The organism is Amycolatopsis sp. NBC_00348, from assembly GCF_036114655.1.
Taxonomy (GTDB): Bacteria; Actinomycetota; Actinomycetes; order Mycobacteriales; family Pseudonocardiaceae; genus Amycolatopsis.
In genome coordinates this window covers 9,795,924-9,811,981 of sequence record NZ_CP107994.1, presented here as the reverse complement: position 1 = coordinate 9,811,981, position 16,058 = coordinate 9,795,924, and the positions used below count along the sequence as shown (strand labels likewise).

Annotated in this window: 16 protein-coding genes; 11 read left to right on the top strand and 5 right to left on the bottom strand. The window is 71.2% G+C overall.

Annotated elements, in window-relative coordinates; all coding sequences use genetic code 11:
- Positions 1–14 precede the first annotated feature (14 nt).
- Positions 15–422: a VOC family protein gene (locus OHS58_RS44325; protein WP_326946547.1), complete on the top strand. Its 408-nt coding sequence runs from the start codon at positions 15–17 to the stop codon at positions 420–422.
- Positions 423–453: 31 nt separating this feature from the next.
- On the opposite strand, the gene OHS58_RS44320 is transcribed toward OHS58_RS44325, so the two are convergent.
- Both OHS58_RS44320 and aspS read right to left on the bottom strand, forming a co-directional pair.
- Positions 454–1,287, bottom strand: coding sequence for an SCO6745 family protein (locus OHS58_RS44320; RefSeq protein WP_328646250.1), 834 nt, complete (start codon positions 1,285–1,287; stop codon positions 454–456).
- A gap of 10 nt (positions 1,288–1,297) precedes the next feature.
- A complete protein-coding gene (gene aspS / locus OHS58_RS44315) occupies positions 1,298–2,533 on the bottom strand; it encodes an aspartate--tRNA(Asn) ligase (protein ID WP_328646249.1) in 1,236 nt (411 codons plus the stop codon).
- A 398-nt stretch (positions 2,534–2,931) separates the two neighbouring features.
- Between aspS and OHS58_RS44310 the strand changes: the two genes are divergently transcribed.
- Positions 2,932–3,795 (top strand): SDR family NAD(P)-dependent oxidoreductase, encoded by an 864-nt coding sequence (locus OHS58_RS44310; protein ID WP_328646248.1) that lies wholly within the window; start codon positions 2,932–2,934, stop codon positions 3,793–3,795.
- Positions 3,796–3,803: 8 nt separating this feature from the next.
- Here OHS58_RS44310 and OHS58_RS44305 read toward each other — a convergent pair whose 3' ends face one another.
- Positions 3,804–5,033, bottom strand: a complete 1,230-nt coding sequence (locus OHS58_RS44305) for a cytochrome P450 (RefSeq protein WP_326946542.1) — start codon at positions 5,031–5,033, stop codon at positions 3,804–3,806.
- A 214-nt stretch (positions 5,034–5,247) separates the two neighbouring features.
- Here OHS58_RS44305 and OHS58_RS44300 point away from each other — a divergent pair, with 214 nt between their 5' ends.
- Entirely contained in the window at positions 5,248–6,834 is a 1,587-nt protein-coding gene (locus OHS58_RS44300; protein ID WP_328646247.1) for a discoidin domain-containing protein, read from the top strand.
- 77 nt (positions 6,835–6,911) lie between these two features.
- Positions 6,912–7,541: an SAM-dependent methyltransferase gene (locus tag OHS58_RS44295; RefSeq protein WP_328646246.1), complete on the top strand. Its 630-nt coding sequence runs from the start codon at positions 6,912–6,914 to the stop codon at positions 7,539–7,541.
- Positions 7,542–7,664: 123 nt separating this feature from the next.
- Here OHS58_RS44295 and OHS58_RS44290 read toward each other — a convergent pair whose 3' ends face one another.
- Entirely contained in the window at positions 7,665–8,681 is a 1,017-nt protein-coding gene (locus OHS58_RS44290) for a S1 family peptidase (protein ID WP_328646245.1), read from the bottom strand.
- Between the two features lie 184 nt (positions 8,682–8,865).
- The gene (locus OHS58_RS44285) at positions 8,866–9,156 is read right to left on the bottom strand and encodes a GNAT family N-acetyltransferase (protein ID WP_247061423.1); all 291 of its coding nucleotides are present in this window, start codon (positions 9,154–9,156) and stop codon (positions 8,866–8,868) included.
- A gap of 269 nt (positions 9,157–9,425) precedes the next feature.
- On the opposite strand from OHS58_RS44285, the gene OHS58_RS44280 reads away from it, so the two are divergent.
- From OHS58_RS44280 to OHS58_RS44250, 7 genes are all read left to right on the top strand, one after another.
- On the top strand, positions 9,426–11,603 hold the full coding sequence (locus tag OHS58_RS44280) for a terpene synthase family protein (protein ID WP_328649956.1): 2,178 nt from the start codon (positions 9,426–9,428) through the stop codon (positions 11,601–11,603).
- A gap of 1 nt (position 11,604) precedes the next feature.
- Positions 11,605–11,790, top strand: a complete 186-nt coding sequence (locus OHS58_RS44275) for a hypothetical protein (RefSeq protein WP_326955678.1) — start codon at positions 11,605–11,607, stop codon at positions 11,788–11,790.
- Between the two features lie 290 nt (positions 11,791–12,080).
- Positions 12,081–12,872 carry an MBL fold metallo-hydrolase gene (locus tag OHS58_RS44270; protein WP_326946535.1) on the top strand — a complete coding sequence of 264 codons (792 nt, stop codon included), beginning with the start codon at positions 12,081–12,083 and terminating at the stop codon, positions 12,870–12,872.
- On the top strand, positions 12,869–13,471 hold the full coding sequence (locus OHS58_RS44265) for a DedA family protein (protein WP_247061421.1): 603 nt from the start codon (positions 12,869–12,871) through the stop codon (positions 13,469–13,471). Before OHS58_RS44270 ends, OHS58_RS44265 begins: the two co-directional genes overlap by 4 nt.
- Positions 13,468–15,603 carry a phage holin family protein gene (locus tag OHS58_RS44260; RefSeq protein WP_328646244.1) on the top strand — a complete coding sequence of 712 codons (2,136 nt, stop codon included), beginning with the start codon at positions 13,468–13,470 and terminating at the stop codon, positions 15,601–15,603. Before OHS58_RS44265 ends, OHS58_RS44260 begins: the two co-directional genes overlap by 4 nt.
- Positions 15,600–15,830, top strand: a complete 231-nt coding sequence (locus OHS58_RS44255; protein ID WP_247061419.1) for a glutaredoxin domain-containing protein — start codon at positions 15,600–15,602, stop codon at positions 15,828–15,830. Before OHS58_RS44260 ends, OHS58_RS44255 begins: the two co-directional genes overlap by 4 nt.
- Positions 15,827–16,057 (top strand): putative acetyltransferase, encoded by a 231-nt coding sequence (locus OHS58_RS44250; RefSeq protein WP_326946533.1) that lies wholly within the window; start codon positions 15,827–15,829, stop codon positions 16,055–16,057. The genes OHS58_RS44255 and OHS58_RS44250 overlap by 4 nt, the downstream gene beginning before the upstream one ends.
- Position 16,058 lies beyond the last annotated feature (1 nt).

Sequence of the window (16,058 nt, the reverse complement as noted above, 5' to 3'; positions counted from 1 at the left end):
CGAAGGGACGCACCATGGACTGGACGCTCGAAGTGATCGTGGTACCGGTGTCCGATGTGGACCGGGCGAAGGCCTTCTACACGGACAAGCTCGGCTTCCACCTCGACCACGACACCGCGCCCGTCGAAGGCGTCCGGATCGTCCAGGTGACCCCGCCGGGCTCGGGCTGCTCGGTCGTGTTCGGCCGCGGCGCCGTGCCGGACATGCCGCCGGGCTCGATGAAGGGGCTCCAGCTGGTCGTCGGCGACCTGCCGAAAGCCCACGCGACGCTGGTCGAGCGCGGCGTCGATGTCGGTGACATCCAGGTCGTCGGCGCGGGTCCCTGGGACGGCAAGGCCGACCTGAACAACGTCGGCTTCGTGTTCTTCGCCGACCCCGACGGCAACGAGTGGGCGATCCAGCAGATCACCGCCCGCGGCTAGCCGGCCAGGGGCGCCGCGCGGCCCCGGGTGGTCACGGCCGTGGGACGCCCATCGGGTTCGGGACCGGCACCAGGCCCGCGTCGATCACCGCGCGGCTCAGCGGGACCGCCAGCTCCAGCACCCGCGCCACCCCCTCCTCGCCGAGCGCCTCGACCGGCGCCGACGCCAGCCGGTCCGTGTCCTCCTCGATGCCGCGGCGCAGCGCTGCCCCCGACGGCGTCAGGTGGCCCGCGGCGTCGAGCACGCCCCGGTCCCGCAGGCGATCGACCGCCGTGTCCCAGTCGTCGTCGGACCAGCCACGGTGCGGTTGGACGTCGCCGCGGCCGATGACGCCGTCGCCGATGTGGGTCAGCGTTGTCTCCAAGCCCGACAGGCCCGCGTGGACCGCCGACAGGACGTGGCCGTCGCCGCGGTGCTCGCGCAGGATGGTCGCCGCCAGCCACAGCCGGCCGGACACGCCGGACGGGCGCGGCACCGCCGACCACGCCGCCGCCAGCGGACGCCCGTCGAAGCGGCACGCGTCCGCCGCGCGCTCCAGCAGCGAAGCCAGCTCGTCGACGGCGGGCAGCACGCGAGACAACGCCTTCTCCACCGCGGAAAGCCGAGCCTCGAGGACGTCGGACGGCGACGCGAACGACCACGCGTCCGGCAGCGCCCGCGCGACCATCGCCGGGGCGAAGCCGAACAGCACCGACGTCGCCGCCGCCGGGCCGATCGGGCCCAGCGGGGCGAGCCGGCCGGCGAAGTAGCCCATCCAGTAGCCGCGCAGGCCGACGGCCTTCGCCGCGGCCGCCGTCTCCGGCGCGAAGTAGACGACCGCGTGCAACGGCTCCACCGCGGCCCACAACCGGCGGGGCAACGTCATCGTGTGCTCCTCACGGGGTCAGCCGGTGCAGGTCGCGCGGGAACAGCGTGACCTCCCGGATGTTGGCGACTCCGAGGAGCCGCGCCGTCCACCTTTCCAGGCCCAGCGCGAAACCGCCGTGGGGCGGCATGCCGTGCGCGAACACCGCCAGGTAGTCGCCGTAGTCCGCGACCTCACCGCCGAGCGCCGTGACGTAGTCGGCGTGGCGGTGCAGCCGCTGGCCGCCCGTCACCAGCTCCAGCCCGCGGAACAGCAGGTCGAAGCTGTTCGAGTACGCGGGCCGCGCCGGGTCCGGGTGGGTGTAGAACGGCCGTTTCGCCATCGGGTAGCCCGTGACGAACAGGAACTCCGACCCGTGCTCGCGCACCGCCCAGTCCGACAGCCACCGCTCGTCGGCGGGCGCCAGGTCGGGCTCGTCCTTCCCCAGCATCTCCTGGGCGTCGGCGAAGTGCAGCTCCGGGATCTCGGCGGGCACCTCGGGGACGGCGACGCCGAGCGCCGCGACCGACGCGGCCATCCCGGCGAGCACCTCCCGCAGCACGGCCATGACGTCGCGGTGGTCTTCGATGAACCCGAGTTCGGCGTCGAGGCTGGTGTACTGGGCCAGGTGCCGCGCGGTGTCGTGCGGCTCGGCGCGGAAGACCGGGCCGACCTCGTAGACGCGCTCGAACACCCCGACCAGCGCCTGCTTGAAGAACTGCGGCGACTGCGCGAGGTAGGCGCGGCGGCCAAAGTAGTCGATGCCGAAGACGTTCGCACCCGACTCGGTGGCCGACGAGACGATCTTCGGCGTGTGCGTCTCGGTGAAGCCGAGACCGTCCAAAGTGGACCGGAACCCGGCGACGGCGGCCGCGGACACCGCGAACCGCGCCTTCAGCAGCGGATGCCGCAACGCGACCGGCGCGTGGTCGAGGATCGTCGGCAGCGACGCCGAAACCGCGGGCCGGTAGAGGTCGAACGGCGGTGGCGACGCCGGTTCCGACAACGGGACCACTGACGCCGACGTCAGCTCGACGCCGCCGGGCGCGCGCGGATTCGCCGTCACGGTCGCGCGCACCTCGACCACGGTCTCCTCCGGCGGCGGCACGACGTCGGAGCGCAGCACGACCTGCGCGGTGCCGGACCGGTCGCGGACCACGAGGAACGTAACGGATTTCAGGCGGCGACGGCGGTGCACCCACCCGGCGACGCGGACGTGGGTGCCGACGTGCCGGGGCAGGTCGGCGGTCAAACAGCGGGAGATCATCGTGGGCCCTTCGCAGGCGACGTGACCCCTTGGGAGTGCGGGCGATAAGGGAACTCGCGGTGCCACCGCACTTTCACCGTCCGGGGACGGCCTCTCGTGGCCCGTGACGGGGGCCGGCCGGCGGGGCATTTCCTCCCCGCACTCCGGAGGGTCTTCACCGCGGGACACGGGACCGCCTTTCCAGCTGCCGGCGGCTCTCTGGACCCGTGCGCTCCCGGGGCTACTCGGCTCCATCAGCGCGTTGGCCGGGAGGTTAGCCCGGCCGCGGCGCAGCGCGCACGGCATTTTCGGGCGTGGCCGACGTCACGCCACTATTGAATGAACGTTCAGTTGACAGTCTTGGCCGGCAAGGCCTACCGTCGCTGTTGAATGAGTATTCAGTCAGGAAGGGACACCCCATGACCGGCAAAGTCTGGTTCGTCACCGGCTCGTCTCGCGGCCTCGGCCGGGAGATCGTCGACGCCGCCCTGGAGCGGGGCGACTCCGTCGTGGCCACCGCCCGCGACCCGCGCAGCCTCGGCGACCTGCCGGCGGACCGTGCGCTGGCCGTCGCGCTCGACGTCACCGACGAAGCCGCCGCCGACCGGGCCATCGCCGCGGCCGTCGAGCGGTTCGGCCGCATCGACGTCGTCGTCAACAACGCGGGTTACGCCGACTTCGGGTCCATCGAGGACACCCCGGCGGCGCAGTTCCGCGCCCAGATCGAGACGAACCTGATGGGCGTGGTCACGGTGACCCGCGCGGCGATCCCGGTGCTGCGCGAGCAGGGCCACGGGCACATCATCCAGATCTCCACCGTCGGCGGCCGGATCGCGCCGGGGGTCGGCCTGGCCGCGTACTCGGCGGCGAAGCACGGCGTCGAAGGCTTTTCCGGCGTGCTGGCCAACGAAATGAAGCCGTTCGGCGTCAAGGTGACCATCGTCGAGCCGGGCGGGATCCGCACCGACTGGGCCGGCTCGTCGATGTCGTTCGTCGAGCCGAGCGCGGCCTACAGGCCGGTGCTGAACCCGATGATCGAGCACATCCGCGGCCCGGAGCAGCTCGCCACCAGCGACCCGGCCAAGGCCGGCCGGGTGATCACCGAGCTCGCCGACCTGGCCGAGCCGCCGCTGCGGCTGCCGCTGGGCTCCGACGCGGTGATGCTGATCCGCGCCACCGACGAGGCCAAGATCGCCGAGATCGACGCGTGGGCCGAGACGTCCCGCCGCACCGACGCCGACGACGCCACGCAGCGGGACTTCAGTCGCCTCGCCCGAAACTGAACCCGGAACTAGGGTTGCGTGACTGTTCCACCCCAGGCGACCGGTAGCTCACGAACGCCGTAGACGAGCGTGTTGTGCTTGTACGCCAACGACTCCCGCGGCACCGCGAGCCGCAGGTCCGGCACCCGGCGGAACAACCGCGTCAGCGCCTCCTGCAGTTCGACGCGCGCCAGCTGCTGGCCGATGCACTGGTGCGCGCCGAACCCGAAGGCGACGTGCGTGCGCGGCGACTCGCGGTGAAAGTCGAGCTTGTCGGCCGCCGGGAACAGCTCCTCGTCGCGGTTGGCCGAGTTCAGCGCGGCGACCAGCCACTCCCCCGCCTTCACCGCGCGGGCCCCGACCTGGACGTCTTCGGTGGCGTAGCGCAGCACCCCGAACTGCACGACCGACAGGTACCGCAGCAGTTCCTCGACCGCGCGCTCCGGTGCCGCCAGCACGACTTCGCGCTGCTGCGGGTGATCCAGCAGCACCAGGGTGCTGAGCGCGATCATGTTGGCCGTCGTCTCGTGCCCGGCCACCAGCAGGCTGAGCCCGAGCATCACCAGCTCTTCCATGGTGAGCGCGTCACCCGTCTCACGACCCCGGGCGATCAGCCGGCTGAACAGGTCGTCCTGCGGATTCTCCTGCTTGTCCACGAAGAGCGCGGCCAGGAACCCGGAAAGCTCTTCGTAGGCCTGCTGTCCTTGTTCACGGGTGGTGTCGGTGCTGACGAGCGTCGAGCTCTGGCGCTGGAACCGCTCGCGGTCGGCGTACGGGACGCCGAGCAGCTCGCAGATCACCAGCGACGGGATCGGCAACGCGAAGTCCCGCACCAGATCGGCTTCGCCGGGCTTCGCGAGCATCGCGTCGAGGTGGCTCTCGACCAGCCCCTGGACGTAGGTCCGCATCGCCTCGATCCGCCGCACGGTGAACTCCGCGAGCACCATCTTGCGCAGCCGCGAATGGTCCTTGCCGTCGAGCTGGATGATCGAGCCGGGGGCGACCTCGATGTCGAGGTCACGTTCGGCGCCGGCGTTCACGTGCACCGAAGACGCGCCGCGCGAGCTCATCGTGCGGTCGGCGAGCACCGCGCGCACGTCGCTGTAGCGCGTGACCAGCCAGGCGTCCATGCCCGCCGGGCAGCGGACCTGCGACGTCGGCGCTTCTTCGCGCAACGTCGCGTAGTTCTCGGGTGGGTCGTACGGGCATCCGGCCGGTCGCGTCGTCGGGAGGGCCGGGGTGTCGGATGCTGCCGTCACAGCGGATCACGCCTCTCTACCGGTGGTCTGGACACTTCCACCATGGAGACGTCCGGCGCCGTCGTGGGACGTCCGACCCACATCCGACCCGGATGGACCAGTCCGGACGGCGTTCGTTAGAGAACTTTACGAATAGCTCTTGACGCGCCGACGCCGCACCGCGAACCTGGACGCACGCCGCAGTCATCGTCCGTCCACTCCTTCCGGAGGCAGCATGACCCGGCGCGCTTTCGTGCTCGTCGTGACCCTTTTCCTCGCTTTGGCCGGCGCCCTCGCCGGCGGCACCCCGGCGAGCGCGGAGACCACGCAACCGACGTTCCTCACCTTCTACGGCTGGTGGGACAACACCCCGCCCGGCGGCGACATCGCCTACCCGCAGATCCACGACACCGCCGGTGGCAAGGGCACCTACACCGACCCGATCACGTTCGCCACCAGCACGTCCGAGCTCAAGGCCGGCACCAAGGTCTGGGTGCCCCGGGTGAAGAAGTACTTCATCATGGAGGACGGCTGCGACGAGTGCTCCGACGACTGGAACGGCCAGGGCCCCAACGGCGGCCCGAACCTGCGCCACATCGACCTCTGGCTCGGCGGCCAGGGCGGCAGCGCCTTCGACGCGATCGACTGCGAAGACGCCCTGACGCACTACAACGCCGACAACACGCCGGTCCTGGAACCGGTGGTCGTCGACCCGCCGTCGTCCGAACCGTACGACGCGACGCCGATCTTCAACACCAGCACCGGCGCGTGTTACGGCGGCGCGCAGCCGAACACCACGGTCGGCCAGTACCGCAACAACTCCACCAGCACGTGCCTCGAGGCGCCGAGCAGCGGAACCACGCTGAAGGTCGCCGCCTGCACCGGAAGCGACGCCCAGCGCTTCACCTTCCACGGCGCGTTCCTCGTGCACAACGACAAGTGCGCGGGCATCTCCGGCAGCTCGATCGTGCTGCAGACCTGCACCGGCGGCCCGGCGCAGCAGTGGTCGATCAACCCGGACGGCACCATTTCCGACATCCAGACGAGCAAGAAGTACTTCCGCGCTTCGGGCACGGCACTCACCGCGGGCAGCTGCTCCGGTGACCAGGCCCGCTGGACGTTCACCGCGGCCGGCAGCTCCACCGGCATCAGCGTGACGCCGTCGGCGGTTTCGGTGGCGCCCGGCGCTTCGGTGACCGCCACCGTGACGGCCACCGGCGCGGCGTCCGGCACGTTGTCCGCGAGCGGCGCCCCCGCGGGCGTCACCGTGGCCTTCTCCCCGACGTCCGTGCCGGCCGGCGGCACCTCGACCGCGACGGTCACCGCCGCCGCGAACGCCACCCCCGGCTCGGCGACGATCACCATCACCGGCGGCACGAACACCGCGTCACTCGCGGTCACCGTGACCGGCGGGGGCGGCGGTCAGGAGACGCTGCTTTCGCAGGGCAAGACGGCGACGGCGTCGTCGACCGAGTCGACGTCCTACCCGGCGAGCGCGGCCTTCGACGGCAACCTGACCGGCACCCGCTGGGCCAGCAAGGAGACCGCGGCGGAGTGGCTGCGCGTCGACCTCGGCGCGACCAAGGCCGTCTCGCACGTCAAGCTGACCTGGGAGGCCGCGTACGGGAAGGCGTACAGCATCCAGACCTCGCCGGACGGCACGACCTGGACGACGATCTACAGCACGACCACCGGCAACGGCGCCACGGACGACCTCACCGGGCTCGCCGGCAGCGGCCGGTACGTGCGGATGAACGGCGTCACGCGCGGCACGGCGTACGGTTACTCGCTGTACGAGATGCAGGTGTACGGCACCGCGTGAGTTGCCGAACCGGCAACTGGATTTGCCTTCCCGGGGACGTTCTCCGCATGGTGGGAGGACGTCCCCGAGGAGGAACCATGGCCCACACCCACGAGCAGCCGGTGACCGTCGAGAACATGCTCAAGCAGGAGTTCTGGGAAGCGCTCTACCAGCGTGACGAGCACCGGATCTGGAGCGGGAACGTGAACCGCAACCTGGAGAGCGAGGTGACCGGGCTGAAACCCGGGCACGCCCTCGACCTCGGCAGCGGTGAAGGCGGCGACGCGATCTGGCTGGCCCAGCAGGGCTGGACCGTCGACGGCGCCGACATCTCGACCCTCGCGCTGTCCCGCGCCGAAGCCGCGGGCAAGGAACGCGGCGTGGACGTCCAGTGGCTGCACCGCGACATCCTCACCTGGCGGCCCGAGGAGACCTACGACCTGATCTCGGCGCAGTACATGCACCTGCCGCCGGACCTGCGGAAAAACGTGTTCACGGCGGCCGCGGCGGCGGTCCGGCCCGGCGGTTCGCTGCTGATCGTCGGGCACTCGCCGAGGGCGATGCGGGAGTTCGGCGGCGAGGCGCCGCCGCAGGAGCTGTTCTTCGAGCCGGAGGAGATCACGAACTACCTGGGCGACGCGCGGGAGTGGGTCGTCGAGACGTGCGAGACACGCGGCGAGGGCCACCACACCGACGCCGTCTACCGCGCGAAGCGCCTCGAATCCTGACAGCGACTCCCGAAAGCGGCACTTTCACGTGAAAGTGCCGCTTCCCGAAATGCCGCGAGGGCCTCTTCACGCGCCCTCGACGCGTGTGAAGAGGCCCTCGCGGGTGTTCCACCGGAGTGTGGATCAGGCGAGCTCGAGGCCGTAGCTCGAGAGCTCCAGGGTGAGCGGGTAGAAGTAGCTGGTCACGGTGTCGCCGCCGGACAGCGTGCCGAGGCCCTTCGAGCCGTCGTACGCCGGGCCGCCCGAGTCACCGTGGTCGGTGTGCGCGGTCGTGCCGAACTCGTGGTTGAGGACACCGACGTCGAAGTTGACCGACTCGTCGACCGAGGTGACCTCGCCGCTGCCGCCACCGGTGGTCGAGCCCTGCTTCTCCATCTGCTCGCCGACCGTCGGCTCCGCGGCGCTGGTGATCGCCTGGCCGGTGTTGATCTCGCTCGGGCCGGTGCCGTTCGGGCGGGTCAGCAGGCCGGAGTCGGCGTCGGGGCAGTCGCTCTCGACGACCGTGGCGCCGGAGACGTCACCGCCGGCCCAGGTGCCGCCGAGGTTGGTGCAGTGGCCCGCGGTGAGCAGGAAGGGCTCCCCGCCGCGCGTCACGTTGAAGCCGAGCGAGCAGCGGCCCTGGTCGTTCTGGATCGCGTCACCGTCGGCGATGTGCAGTTCGAGCTTGCCGGTGCGGTGCTCGACCCGGACGCTGTCGCCGTACTGCGCGGCGGCCGCGGTGACCTTGTCGGCGGTCTCCTTGCTGGCCGAGTCGTAGACCTTCACCACGACCTGGTTGGTCTTGGTGTCGATGCCCCACGTGGTCTGCGGGACGTTCTTCACGGCGTCCAGCGAGTTCTTGACGCCGGTGAGCGCGGCGAAGGTGTGCTTGACCTTCTTCGCGGTGAGGCCCGCGGCCTGCACCTTCTGCGCCGACGCGTCGTCGGTCACGTTGACGACGGCCTTGCCGTTCTCCAGGTAGATGCCACCGGAGGTGGCGCCGAGCGAGCCCGCCACCTGCGTGGCGTTGCTGACGGCGTTGGCCTGCATCTCGGAGAAGGCCAGTGGGGACGCGGTGGCCGCCGACGCGCACACGCCGGACGTCAGCGCCGCGGCCGACAACACGGCGAAGGTCTTGAGAGCGGTCTTCCGGGGAGTCATCAACTTCCTCCAGTTTGCCGGTTCGAAGCCTGCGCCGGTCACTTTGGTTGCCGAGCAACCAACGCACCACCGACTAAGGTTGGTTAATAACCAGCAGAACCGGACATACCTCGCACTCAGGACGCGGCGACTCCGTGCCACTACTGCGTTCGGCGTAACAAACGCCTGGTGTAGTCCCTTCGGCTCAAGACCCGGACGGCCAACGGACGTGCGCCTCGTAGTCCGGGTGCTTCCGGAGGTACCCGGCGATGAACGGGCAGACCGGCACGATCGTCCCGCCCTTCGCGACGACGTCGTCGAGCGCGCCCGCCGCGAGCACCTTGCCCAGGCCCTGGCCGGCGAAGGCGTCGTCGATCTCCGTGTGGGTGAACACAGTCAGGTCGCCCCGCTGGTCGTACGCGGCGAAGCCCGCCAGTTTCTCGTCCGACCACACTTCGTAACGGCTCTCGCCGGGGTTGTCGGTCACCTTGGTCATCGGCACTCCATTCTCTCTGCGGCGTGAACACCGGACGGCCGCCAAGCCTTCCCCCATCGTGCGACGCCGACCCGGCCACCGCTGCCCCCGCGTCGAAGGCCACTGGGCCGCCCGGGGGACAGCGGCTTCCCGTTCGTGTGCAACCCGACCGAGACCCTTGGCTCGCCCGGCGTCGTTTGGTTGCCTCATCGTGTCGGAATCCGCCGTAGCCGCAACGGAAAGGCCTCACCCGCGTGCCGCAGCAGCCGTTCGTCCTCCCCGAGTTCTACATGCCCTACCCGGCGCGGCTGAACCCGCACCTCGAGGGCGCCCGCGAGCACAGCAAGGCCTGGGCGTACGCGATGGACATGATCGACGTCCCGCAGCACGGCACGGTGATCTGGAACGAGCACGACCTCGACTCCCACGACTACGCCCTGCTCTGCGCCTACACCCACCCGGACGCCGGCGCCGAAGAGCTCGACCTGATCACCGACTGGTACGTCTGGGTCTTCTACTTCGACGACCACTTCCTCGAGCTGTACAAGCGCACCGGCGACATCGACAGCGCGCGCGGCTACCTCGACCGGCTGAACCTGTTCATGCCCGCCGAGGGCGCGATCACCGACACCCCGGAGAACCCGGTCGAACGCGGCCTCACCGACCTCTGGAACCGGACGATCCCGCACCGCTCCGCCGGCTGGCGGCGCCGCTTCATCGAGAGCACGAAGGCGCTGCTCGAAGAGTCGCTGTGGGAACTGGCCAACATCAACGAAGGCCGCCTTTCCAACCCGATCGAGTACATCGAGATGCGCCGGAAGGTCGGCGGCGCGCCGTGGTCGGCGAACCTCGTCGAGCACTCGGTGCACGCAGAGGTGCCGGACGCGATCGCCGCGGCCCGGCCGATGGAGGTGCTGCGCGACTGCTTCGCCGACGGCGTCCACCTGCGCAACGACCTGTTCTCCTACCAGCGTGAGGTCGAGGACGAGGGCGAGCTGTCCAACGGCGTGCTCGTGTTCGAGAAGTTTCTCGGGCTGACGACGCAGCAGGCGGCCGACGCCGTCAACGACCTGATCACCTCGCGGCTGCACCAGTTCGAGCACACCGCGCTGACCGAGGTCCCGGCGCTGTTCGACGAGCACGCCGTCGACCCGGCGTCGCGGATGGCGACGTTCGCCTACGTCAAGGGCCTGCAGGACTGGCAGTCCGGCGGGCACGAGTGGCACCTGCGCTCCAGCCGCTACATGAACGAAGGCGCCCTGGAATCCCGCGGCGGCCCGGAGCTGGGCACGGCCACCGGGCTCGGGACGTCGGCCGCGCGCATCTTCTCGTCGGTCCTCGCGACGGCGCCGCAACGGCTGCGGTCGTACTCGAGCACGCCGTTCCGCGCGGTCGAGATCGAGCGGCCGCCGGTCGAGCTGCCGTTCCCGCTGCGGCTGAGCCCGCACCTGGACGCGTGCCGCGTCCGCAACGTCGACTGGGCGCGGCGGATGGGCTTCCTCGACGGCGTGGTGTGGGACGAGCGGAAGCTGCGCGCCACCGACCTCCCGCTGTGCGCGGCGGGCATCCACCCGGACGCCGCGCCCGACCAGCTCGACGTCACCAGCGACTGGCTGACCTGGGGCACGTTCGCCGACGACTACTACCCGATCGTGTTCGGCGCGACCCGCGACCTCGCCGGGGCGAAGGCGTGCAACGCGCGGCTGTCGCTGTTCATGCCGGTGGACGGCGAACCCACGCCGACGCCGACGAACGCGCTGGAGGTGGGGCTGGCCGACGTCTGGCCGCGCACCACCGCCGGGATGTCGCCCGAAAACCGCCGCACGGTGCGGAAAGCCGTCGACTCGATGACGTCGAGCTGGCTGTGGGAGCTGGTGAACCAGGCGCAGAACCGCATCCCGGACCCGATCGACTACGTCGAGATGCGGCGCCGGACGTTCGGCTCGGACCTCACGATGAGCCTCTCGCGCTTCTCGCACGGCCGCGCGGTGCCGCCGGAGCTGTACCGCACGCGCCCGGTCCAGGCGATCGAGCACGCGGCGACCGACTACGCGTGCCTGGTCAACGACGTCTTCTCCTACCGCAAGGAGATCCAGTACGAGGGCGAGCTGCACAACGCGGTCCTGGTCGTGCGGAACTTCCTCGACTGCTCCGAGGAACGCGCGTTCGGCGTCGTCGACGACCTGATGAAGGCCCGCCTGGCGGAGTTCAAGCACGCGGCGGCGATCGAGCTGCCGGCGCTGTTCCGCGACTACGCCATCGACCCGGACGTCCAGGAGATGCTGCTGGAGTACGTCGAGGAGTTCCGCGACTGGCTGGCGGGCATCGTCAACTGGCACGAGAACGTGGGCCGTTACACGGAGAAGGAGCTGAACTACCACCCGATGGCGGCCTCGGCGTGGCAGGGCCCGACGGGCATCGGCACGTCGTCGCTGCGCATCTCGTCCCTGCTCCCCAGCGGGCGGTGACGTGCCGGGCTCCCCGACCACGAAACAGTGCGAAATCGCCCGGCTGCTGCGCGCGGTGGGCATGCACCGCGAGGCCGAGCAGGCGCTGCGCACCGACCTCCGGGCGCGCTTGCGCCGAGCCCGAAGACGCCTGCGGGTCCGGCTGATCCGATCGTCCCGCAGGCTCCGCCGCCGAGTCCGGGTGTGACGGAACCGCCGGCTCGCGTGACCGGGGAGTCAACTCGCGTGATTGGCGGGTCAACTCGCGTGATTGAAGGGTCGACACGGCGCGCAGGCTCCCGTGTCGCCGTGTCGACCCTCTAATCACGCGTGTCGACCTCCCAGACACGCGAGCCGACCCTCCAGACACGCGTGTCGGCGTTCTGATCACGCGTGTCGGCGCTCTGATCACGTGCGGCGGCGCCCGGATCACATCGGTCGCGTCGTTCGCGCCACTCCGCCGGGCATTCCCGGCGCGAGAAGGCGATACTCAAGGGCGTGAGCGGCTTTAACCTGCGTTTCCTCGGCCATTCCACCGTCCGGCTCGAGCTCGGTGACCGCGTCGTCCTCACCGATCCCGTGCTCACCGCCCGGGTCGGCGGGCTGACCCGGGTCGTGCCGCCGCCCCCGCCGGACGCGTACGCCGGCGTCGATCTCGTGCTGCTGTCGCACCTGCACGGCGACCACCTGCACGTGCCGTCGCTGAAGCTGGTCGGCCGGCGGACCCGGATCGTCGTGCCGCGCGGGGCCGGGAGCTGGCTCGCCAAGAAGGGCTTCACCGCCGTCGAGGAGATCGCGCCCGGCGAGACGCTCACCGAGGGCGGCCTCACCATCACCGCGACCGAGGCCATCCACTCCGGACACCGCTGGGGCCCGCGCCTCACCCACGGCCCGCAGAGCCCGGCCATCGGCCACCTGATCGACAGCGAGGGCCTGCGCGTCTACAACGCCGGTGACACCGACCTCTTCGACGGCATGGCCGCGTTCGGCCCGGTCGACGTCGCGCTCCTGCCCGTCTGGGGCTGGGGGCCGAACCTCGGGCCCGGCCACCTGAACCCGGCCCGGGCCGCCGAGGCCGCCGGCCTGCTGCAAGCCCGCGCGGTCGTGCCGGTGCACTGGGGCACGCTCGCCCTCCCCGGGATCCGGCGCACCACGCGCATGCGGCGGCTGCTCGCCGACCCGCCGCGGGAGTTCGCGGCCCACGTGGCCGCGGCGAAGATCGCCACCGGCGTCCTGTTCACCGAGCCCGGCGCCGACGTCGTGCTCCCGGCCTCGACGGACCGAGCGTGAACTGGACCGACCCGGCCGCCATCGGGTACCCGGTGCTGTTCGGCGGCGTGCTGCTCGGCTCGATCATCCCGATCGTGCCCACCGGCGCGGTGGTCGGCGCCGCGGCCGCCGTCGCGACCACCACCGACCACCTGTCGCTGCCGCTGGTGATCGTCCTGGCCACGCTCGGCGCGTACGTCGGTGACGTCGTGACGTTCGGCGTCCCGCGCCTGGGCAGCGAAGCCGCGTTCCGCTGGATCAGCCGCCGCCAGCCCGCCGAACGGCTCGAGAAGGCGCGTGACCAGTTCGCCCGCCGCGGCTGGCAGATCGTCGTGATCGGCAGGCTCGTCCCGGCCGGCCGGATCCCGGTGCTGCTCGCGGCGGCCGCGCTGAGCTACCCGTGGCGGCGCCTGCTGCCCGCCGCGCTCGTCGCGTGCGTGCTCTGGGCGGTCGCCTACAGCTTGCTCGGCATCGTCAGCGGGGGCATCTTCGACTCACCTCTCATCGCGACATTGCTGGCGACGGTGCTCGTCCTGCTGGTCACCGTGCTGCTGAACCTGATCGCCCGCCGGCGGCGCACAAAAGCCGAGGCGAAAGAGAAGACGGGAGACCGAGCTTGACGACGACCGCGCCGAAGGGCCGGCTGCTGCGGGGCGGCCGGGTCGTCGCCCGCGTCCTGCTGGTGTGGGTGGCGGTGACCGGCGCGCTGCGCCTGCTCGACGTGCTGCTGTCCGGCTTCCGGATGACGCACTGGTGGCAGCCGACGGTGTGCGCGCTGCTGCTGGGGGTGCTGGCGGCGTTCGTCTGGCCGCTGGTCATGCGGATCGCCTACCCGCTCGCGTTCTTCACCTTCGGCCTCTTCGGATTCCTGCTGCTCGGCGCGGGCACGCTCGCCGTGTTCAAGACGGTCCCCGGCGTCGAGATCGTCGGCTTCCGGACCGCGGTGATCGTCACCGTGGCCATGGCCGGCGTCGGCGCGGTGATCTCCAGCCTGCTGGCCATCGACGAGGACGAGATCTTCTTCCGCCGCGCGAACCGCCGCCGTCGCCGGCACGCCGCCGGGCCCGGCGACGCCGAACAGCCGCCCGGCGTGGTGTTCCTGCAGATCGACGGCCTCGGGTACGACACCGTCCGCCGCGCGATCCGCGACGGTGACATGCCGACGTTCGCCGCGTGGCTCGCCGAGGACAGCCACGCGCTGACGCAGTGGCACACCGACTGGAGCTCCCAGACCGGCGCGAGCGTCTGCGGCATCCTGCACGGCTCCAACCACGACATCCTCGGGTTCCGCTGGTACGAAAAGGACCGCGACCACGTGATGGCGTGTGCGCACCCGACCGACGCGGCCGAGATCGAACGGCGCCACTCCGACGGGCGCGGCCTCCTCTCGGGCGACGGCGCGAGCCGCGGCAACCTGTTCTCCGGCGACGCCGACCACGTCAGTCTCACCATGAGCTCGATCCCAGTGCTGGTCCCCAAGGGCCTGCGCCACCGGCACCGCGACCGCCTCGGCGCGGGCTACTACGCCTACTTCGCGAACCCGGTCAACGCACTGCGGACGTTCGTCGTCGCCCTCGCCGACGTCTTCCGCGAGATCAGCGCGTCGGTCCGCCAGCGCCGCGCCGGCGTCGTCCCGCGGATCCCGCGCGGCGGCTGGTACCCGCTGGCCCGGCCGGGCACGACGGTGATCGCGCGCGACGTCGTCGTCTCGGCGATCCTCGGCGACATGCTGGCCGGACGGCCGGTCGTCTACGCCGACTTCCTCGGCTACGACGAGGTCGCGCACCACTCCGGCATCGAGCGCTTCGACACGCTGTCGGTGCTGCGCTCGATCGACCAGCAGATCGCCCGGCTGCACCGGGCGAGCCGGCTTTCCTCGCGCCGCTACCACGTCGTCGCGCTGTCGGACCACGGCCAGACCCAGGGCCAGGCGTTCTCGCAGCGGTTCGGCGAGACGATCGAGGCGTACGTCGGCCGGCTGTGCGGCGGCTCGCCGTCGGCGGCTTCGGGGAAACGGCGCCAGGCCGAGAGCTGGCAGATCAACGCGGCGCTCGCGGAGGCCACCAAGAGCGGCGGCCTGATCGCACGCCGGCTGCGGGGCCGCGTCGAGAACGCCGAAGGCGGCGAGGACCGGCCGCGCACGGAGTCCGGCTCCCCCGGCGCGGTCACGCGCGTGGCGCCCGGCGTGGTCGCGGTCGTGTCCGGGCACACCGCGATGGTGTCGTTCACCGAGCACGAAGGCCGCGTCGAGCTGGAGACGATCGAGCGCGAGTTCCCCGACCTGCTGCCGTCGCTGGTGGACCACCCCGGCGTCGGGTTCCTGCTGGTGCGCAGCCGCGAGTTCGGGCCGGTGGTGCTGGGCCGCGACGGGCTGCACCGGCTCGCCACCGGCGTCGTCATCGGCGAGGACCCGCTGCTGCGCTACGGCCCGCACGCCGCGGACCTGGTGCGGCGCGTCGACACGTTCCCGCACTGCGCCGACGTGATGATCAACAGCAACTACGACCCGGAGACGGACCAGTCGTCGCCGTTCGAGACGCACGTCGGCTCGCACGGCGGCCTCGGCGGCCCGCAGCAGCGCGGCTTCGTCGTGCACCCGCGTGAGTTCCCGCCGCCCGGCGACGTCGTCGGCGCGGAGGCCCTGCACCGGGTGTTCCGCGGCTGGCTGACGCACCTGGGCCACCCCGCCCCCGCTCCTGCCCCCGCCCCGGCTTCGGCCGAAACCCCTGTCGCTTCGGAGGTCGCTTCGTGAAACTGACGGTCTACGGCGCTTCCTGGTGCCCGGATGTCAAGCGCAGCCGCGCGTTGCTCGACCGCGAAGGCGTCGAGTACTCCTATGTGGACGTCGAGGCGGACGCGGCCGCCGAGGCGCGCGTCCGCTCGCTGCAGGACGGCGAACGACGCATCCCGACGATCGTCTGGGACGACGGCACCTTCCTGGTCGAGCCGTCCGACGCGGAACTGGGTTCGCGGTTGTGAAACTGCTGCGAGAGCTGCCGATCGGGACGCGGGTCGTGGCGCGCTACCGCATCGAGGGCGGCCTCACCGACGCGCTCGGCCTGCTGGTCGCCCGCGACGAAACGACGTGCACGATCGAAACCCGCCGCGGCCCGGTCGTGGTGGACTTCGACGCCGTCACCCTGGCCAAGCCGGTACCGCCGCCGCCGGCGCGGAAATCGGCTGGCGGCGCGCCCCCGGCTTTGTGAC

Coding starts and splice junctions, on each gene's coding strand:
- OHS58_RS44320 (WP_328646250.1), bottom strand. CDS start 1,287: ATGACGTTGCCCCGCCGGTTGTGGGCCGCGGTGGAGCCGTTGCACGCG.
- OHS58_RS44285 (WP_247061423.1), bottom strand. CDS start 9,156: ATGACCAAGGTGACCGACAACCCCGGCGAGAGCCGTTACGAAGTGTGG.
- OHS58_RS44325 (WP_326946547.1), top strand. CDS start 15: ATGGACTGGACGCTCGAAGTGATCGTGGTACCGGTGTCCGATGTGGAC.
- OHS58_RS44300 (WP_328646247.1), top strand. CDS start 5,248: ATGACCCGGCGCGCTTTCGTGCTCGTCGTGACCCTTTTCCTCGCTTTG.
- OHS58_RS44295 (WP_328646246.1), top strand. CDS start 6,912: ATGGCCCACACCCACGAGCAGCCGGTGACCGTCGAGAACATGCTCAAG.
- OHS58_RS44290 (WP_328646245.1), bottom strand. CDS start 8,681: ATGACTCCCCGGAAGACCGCTCTCAAGACCTTCGCCGTGTTGTCGGCC.
- aspS (WP_328646249.1), bottom strand. CDS start 2,533: ATGATCTCCCGCTGTTTGACCGCCGACCTGCCCCGGCACGTCGGCACC.
- OHS58_RS44310 (WP_328646248.1), top strand. CDS start 2,932: ATGACCGGCAAAGTCTGGTTCGTCACCGGCTCGTCTCGCGGCCTCGGC.
- OHS58_RS44280 (WP_328649956.1), top strand. CDS start 9,426: ATGCCCTACCCGGCGCGGCTGAACCCGCACCTCGAGGGCGCCCGCGAG.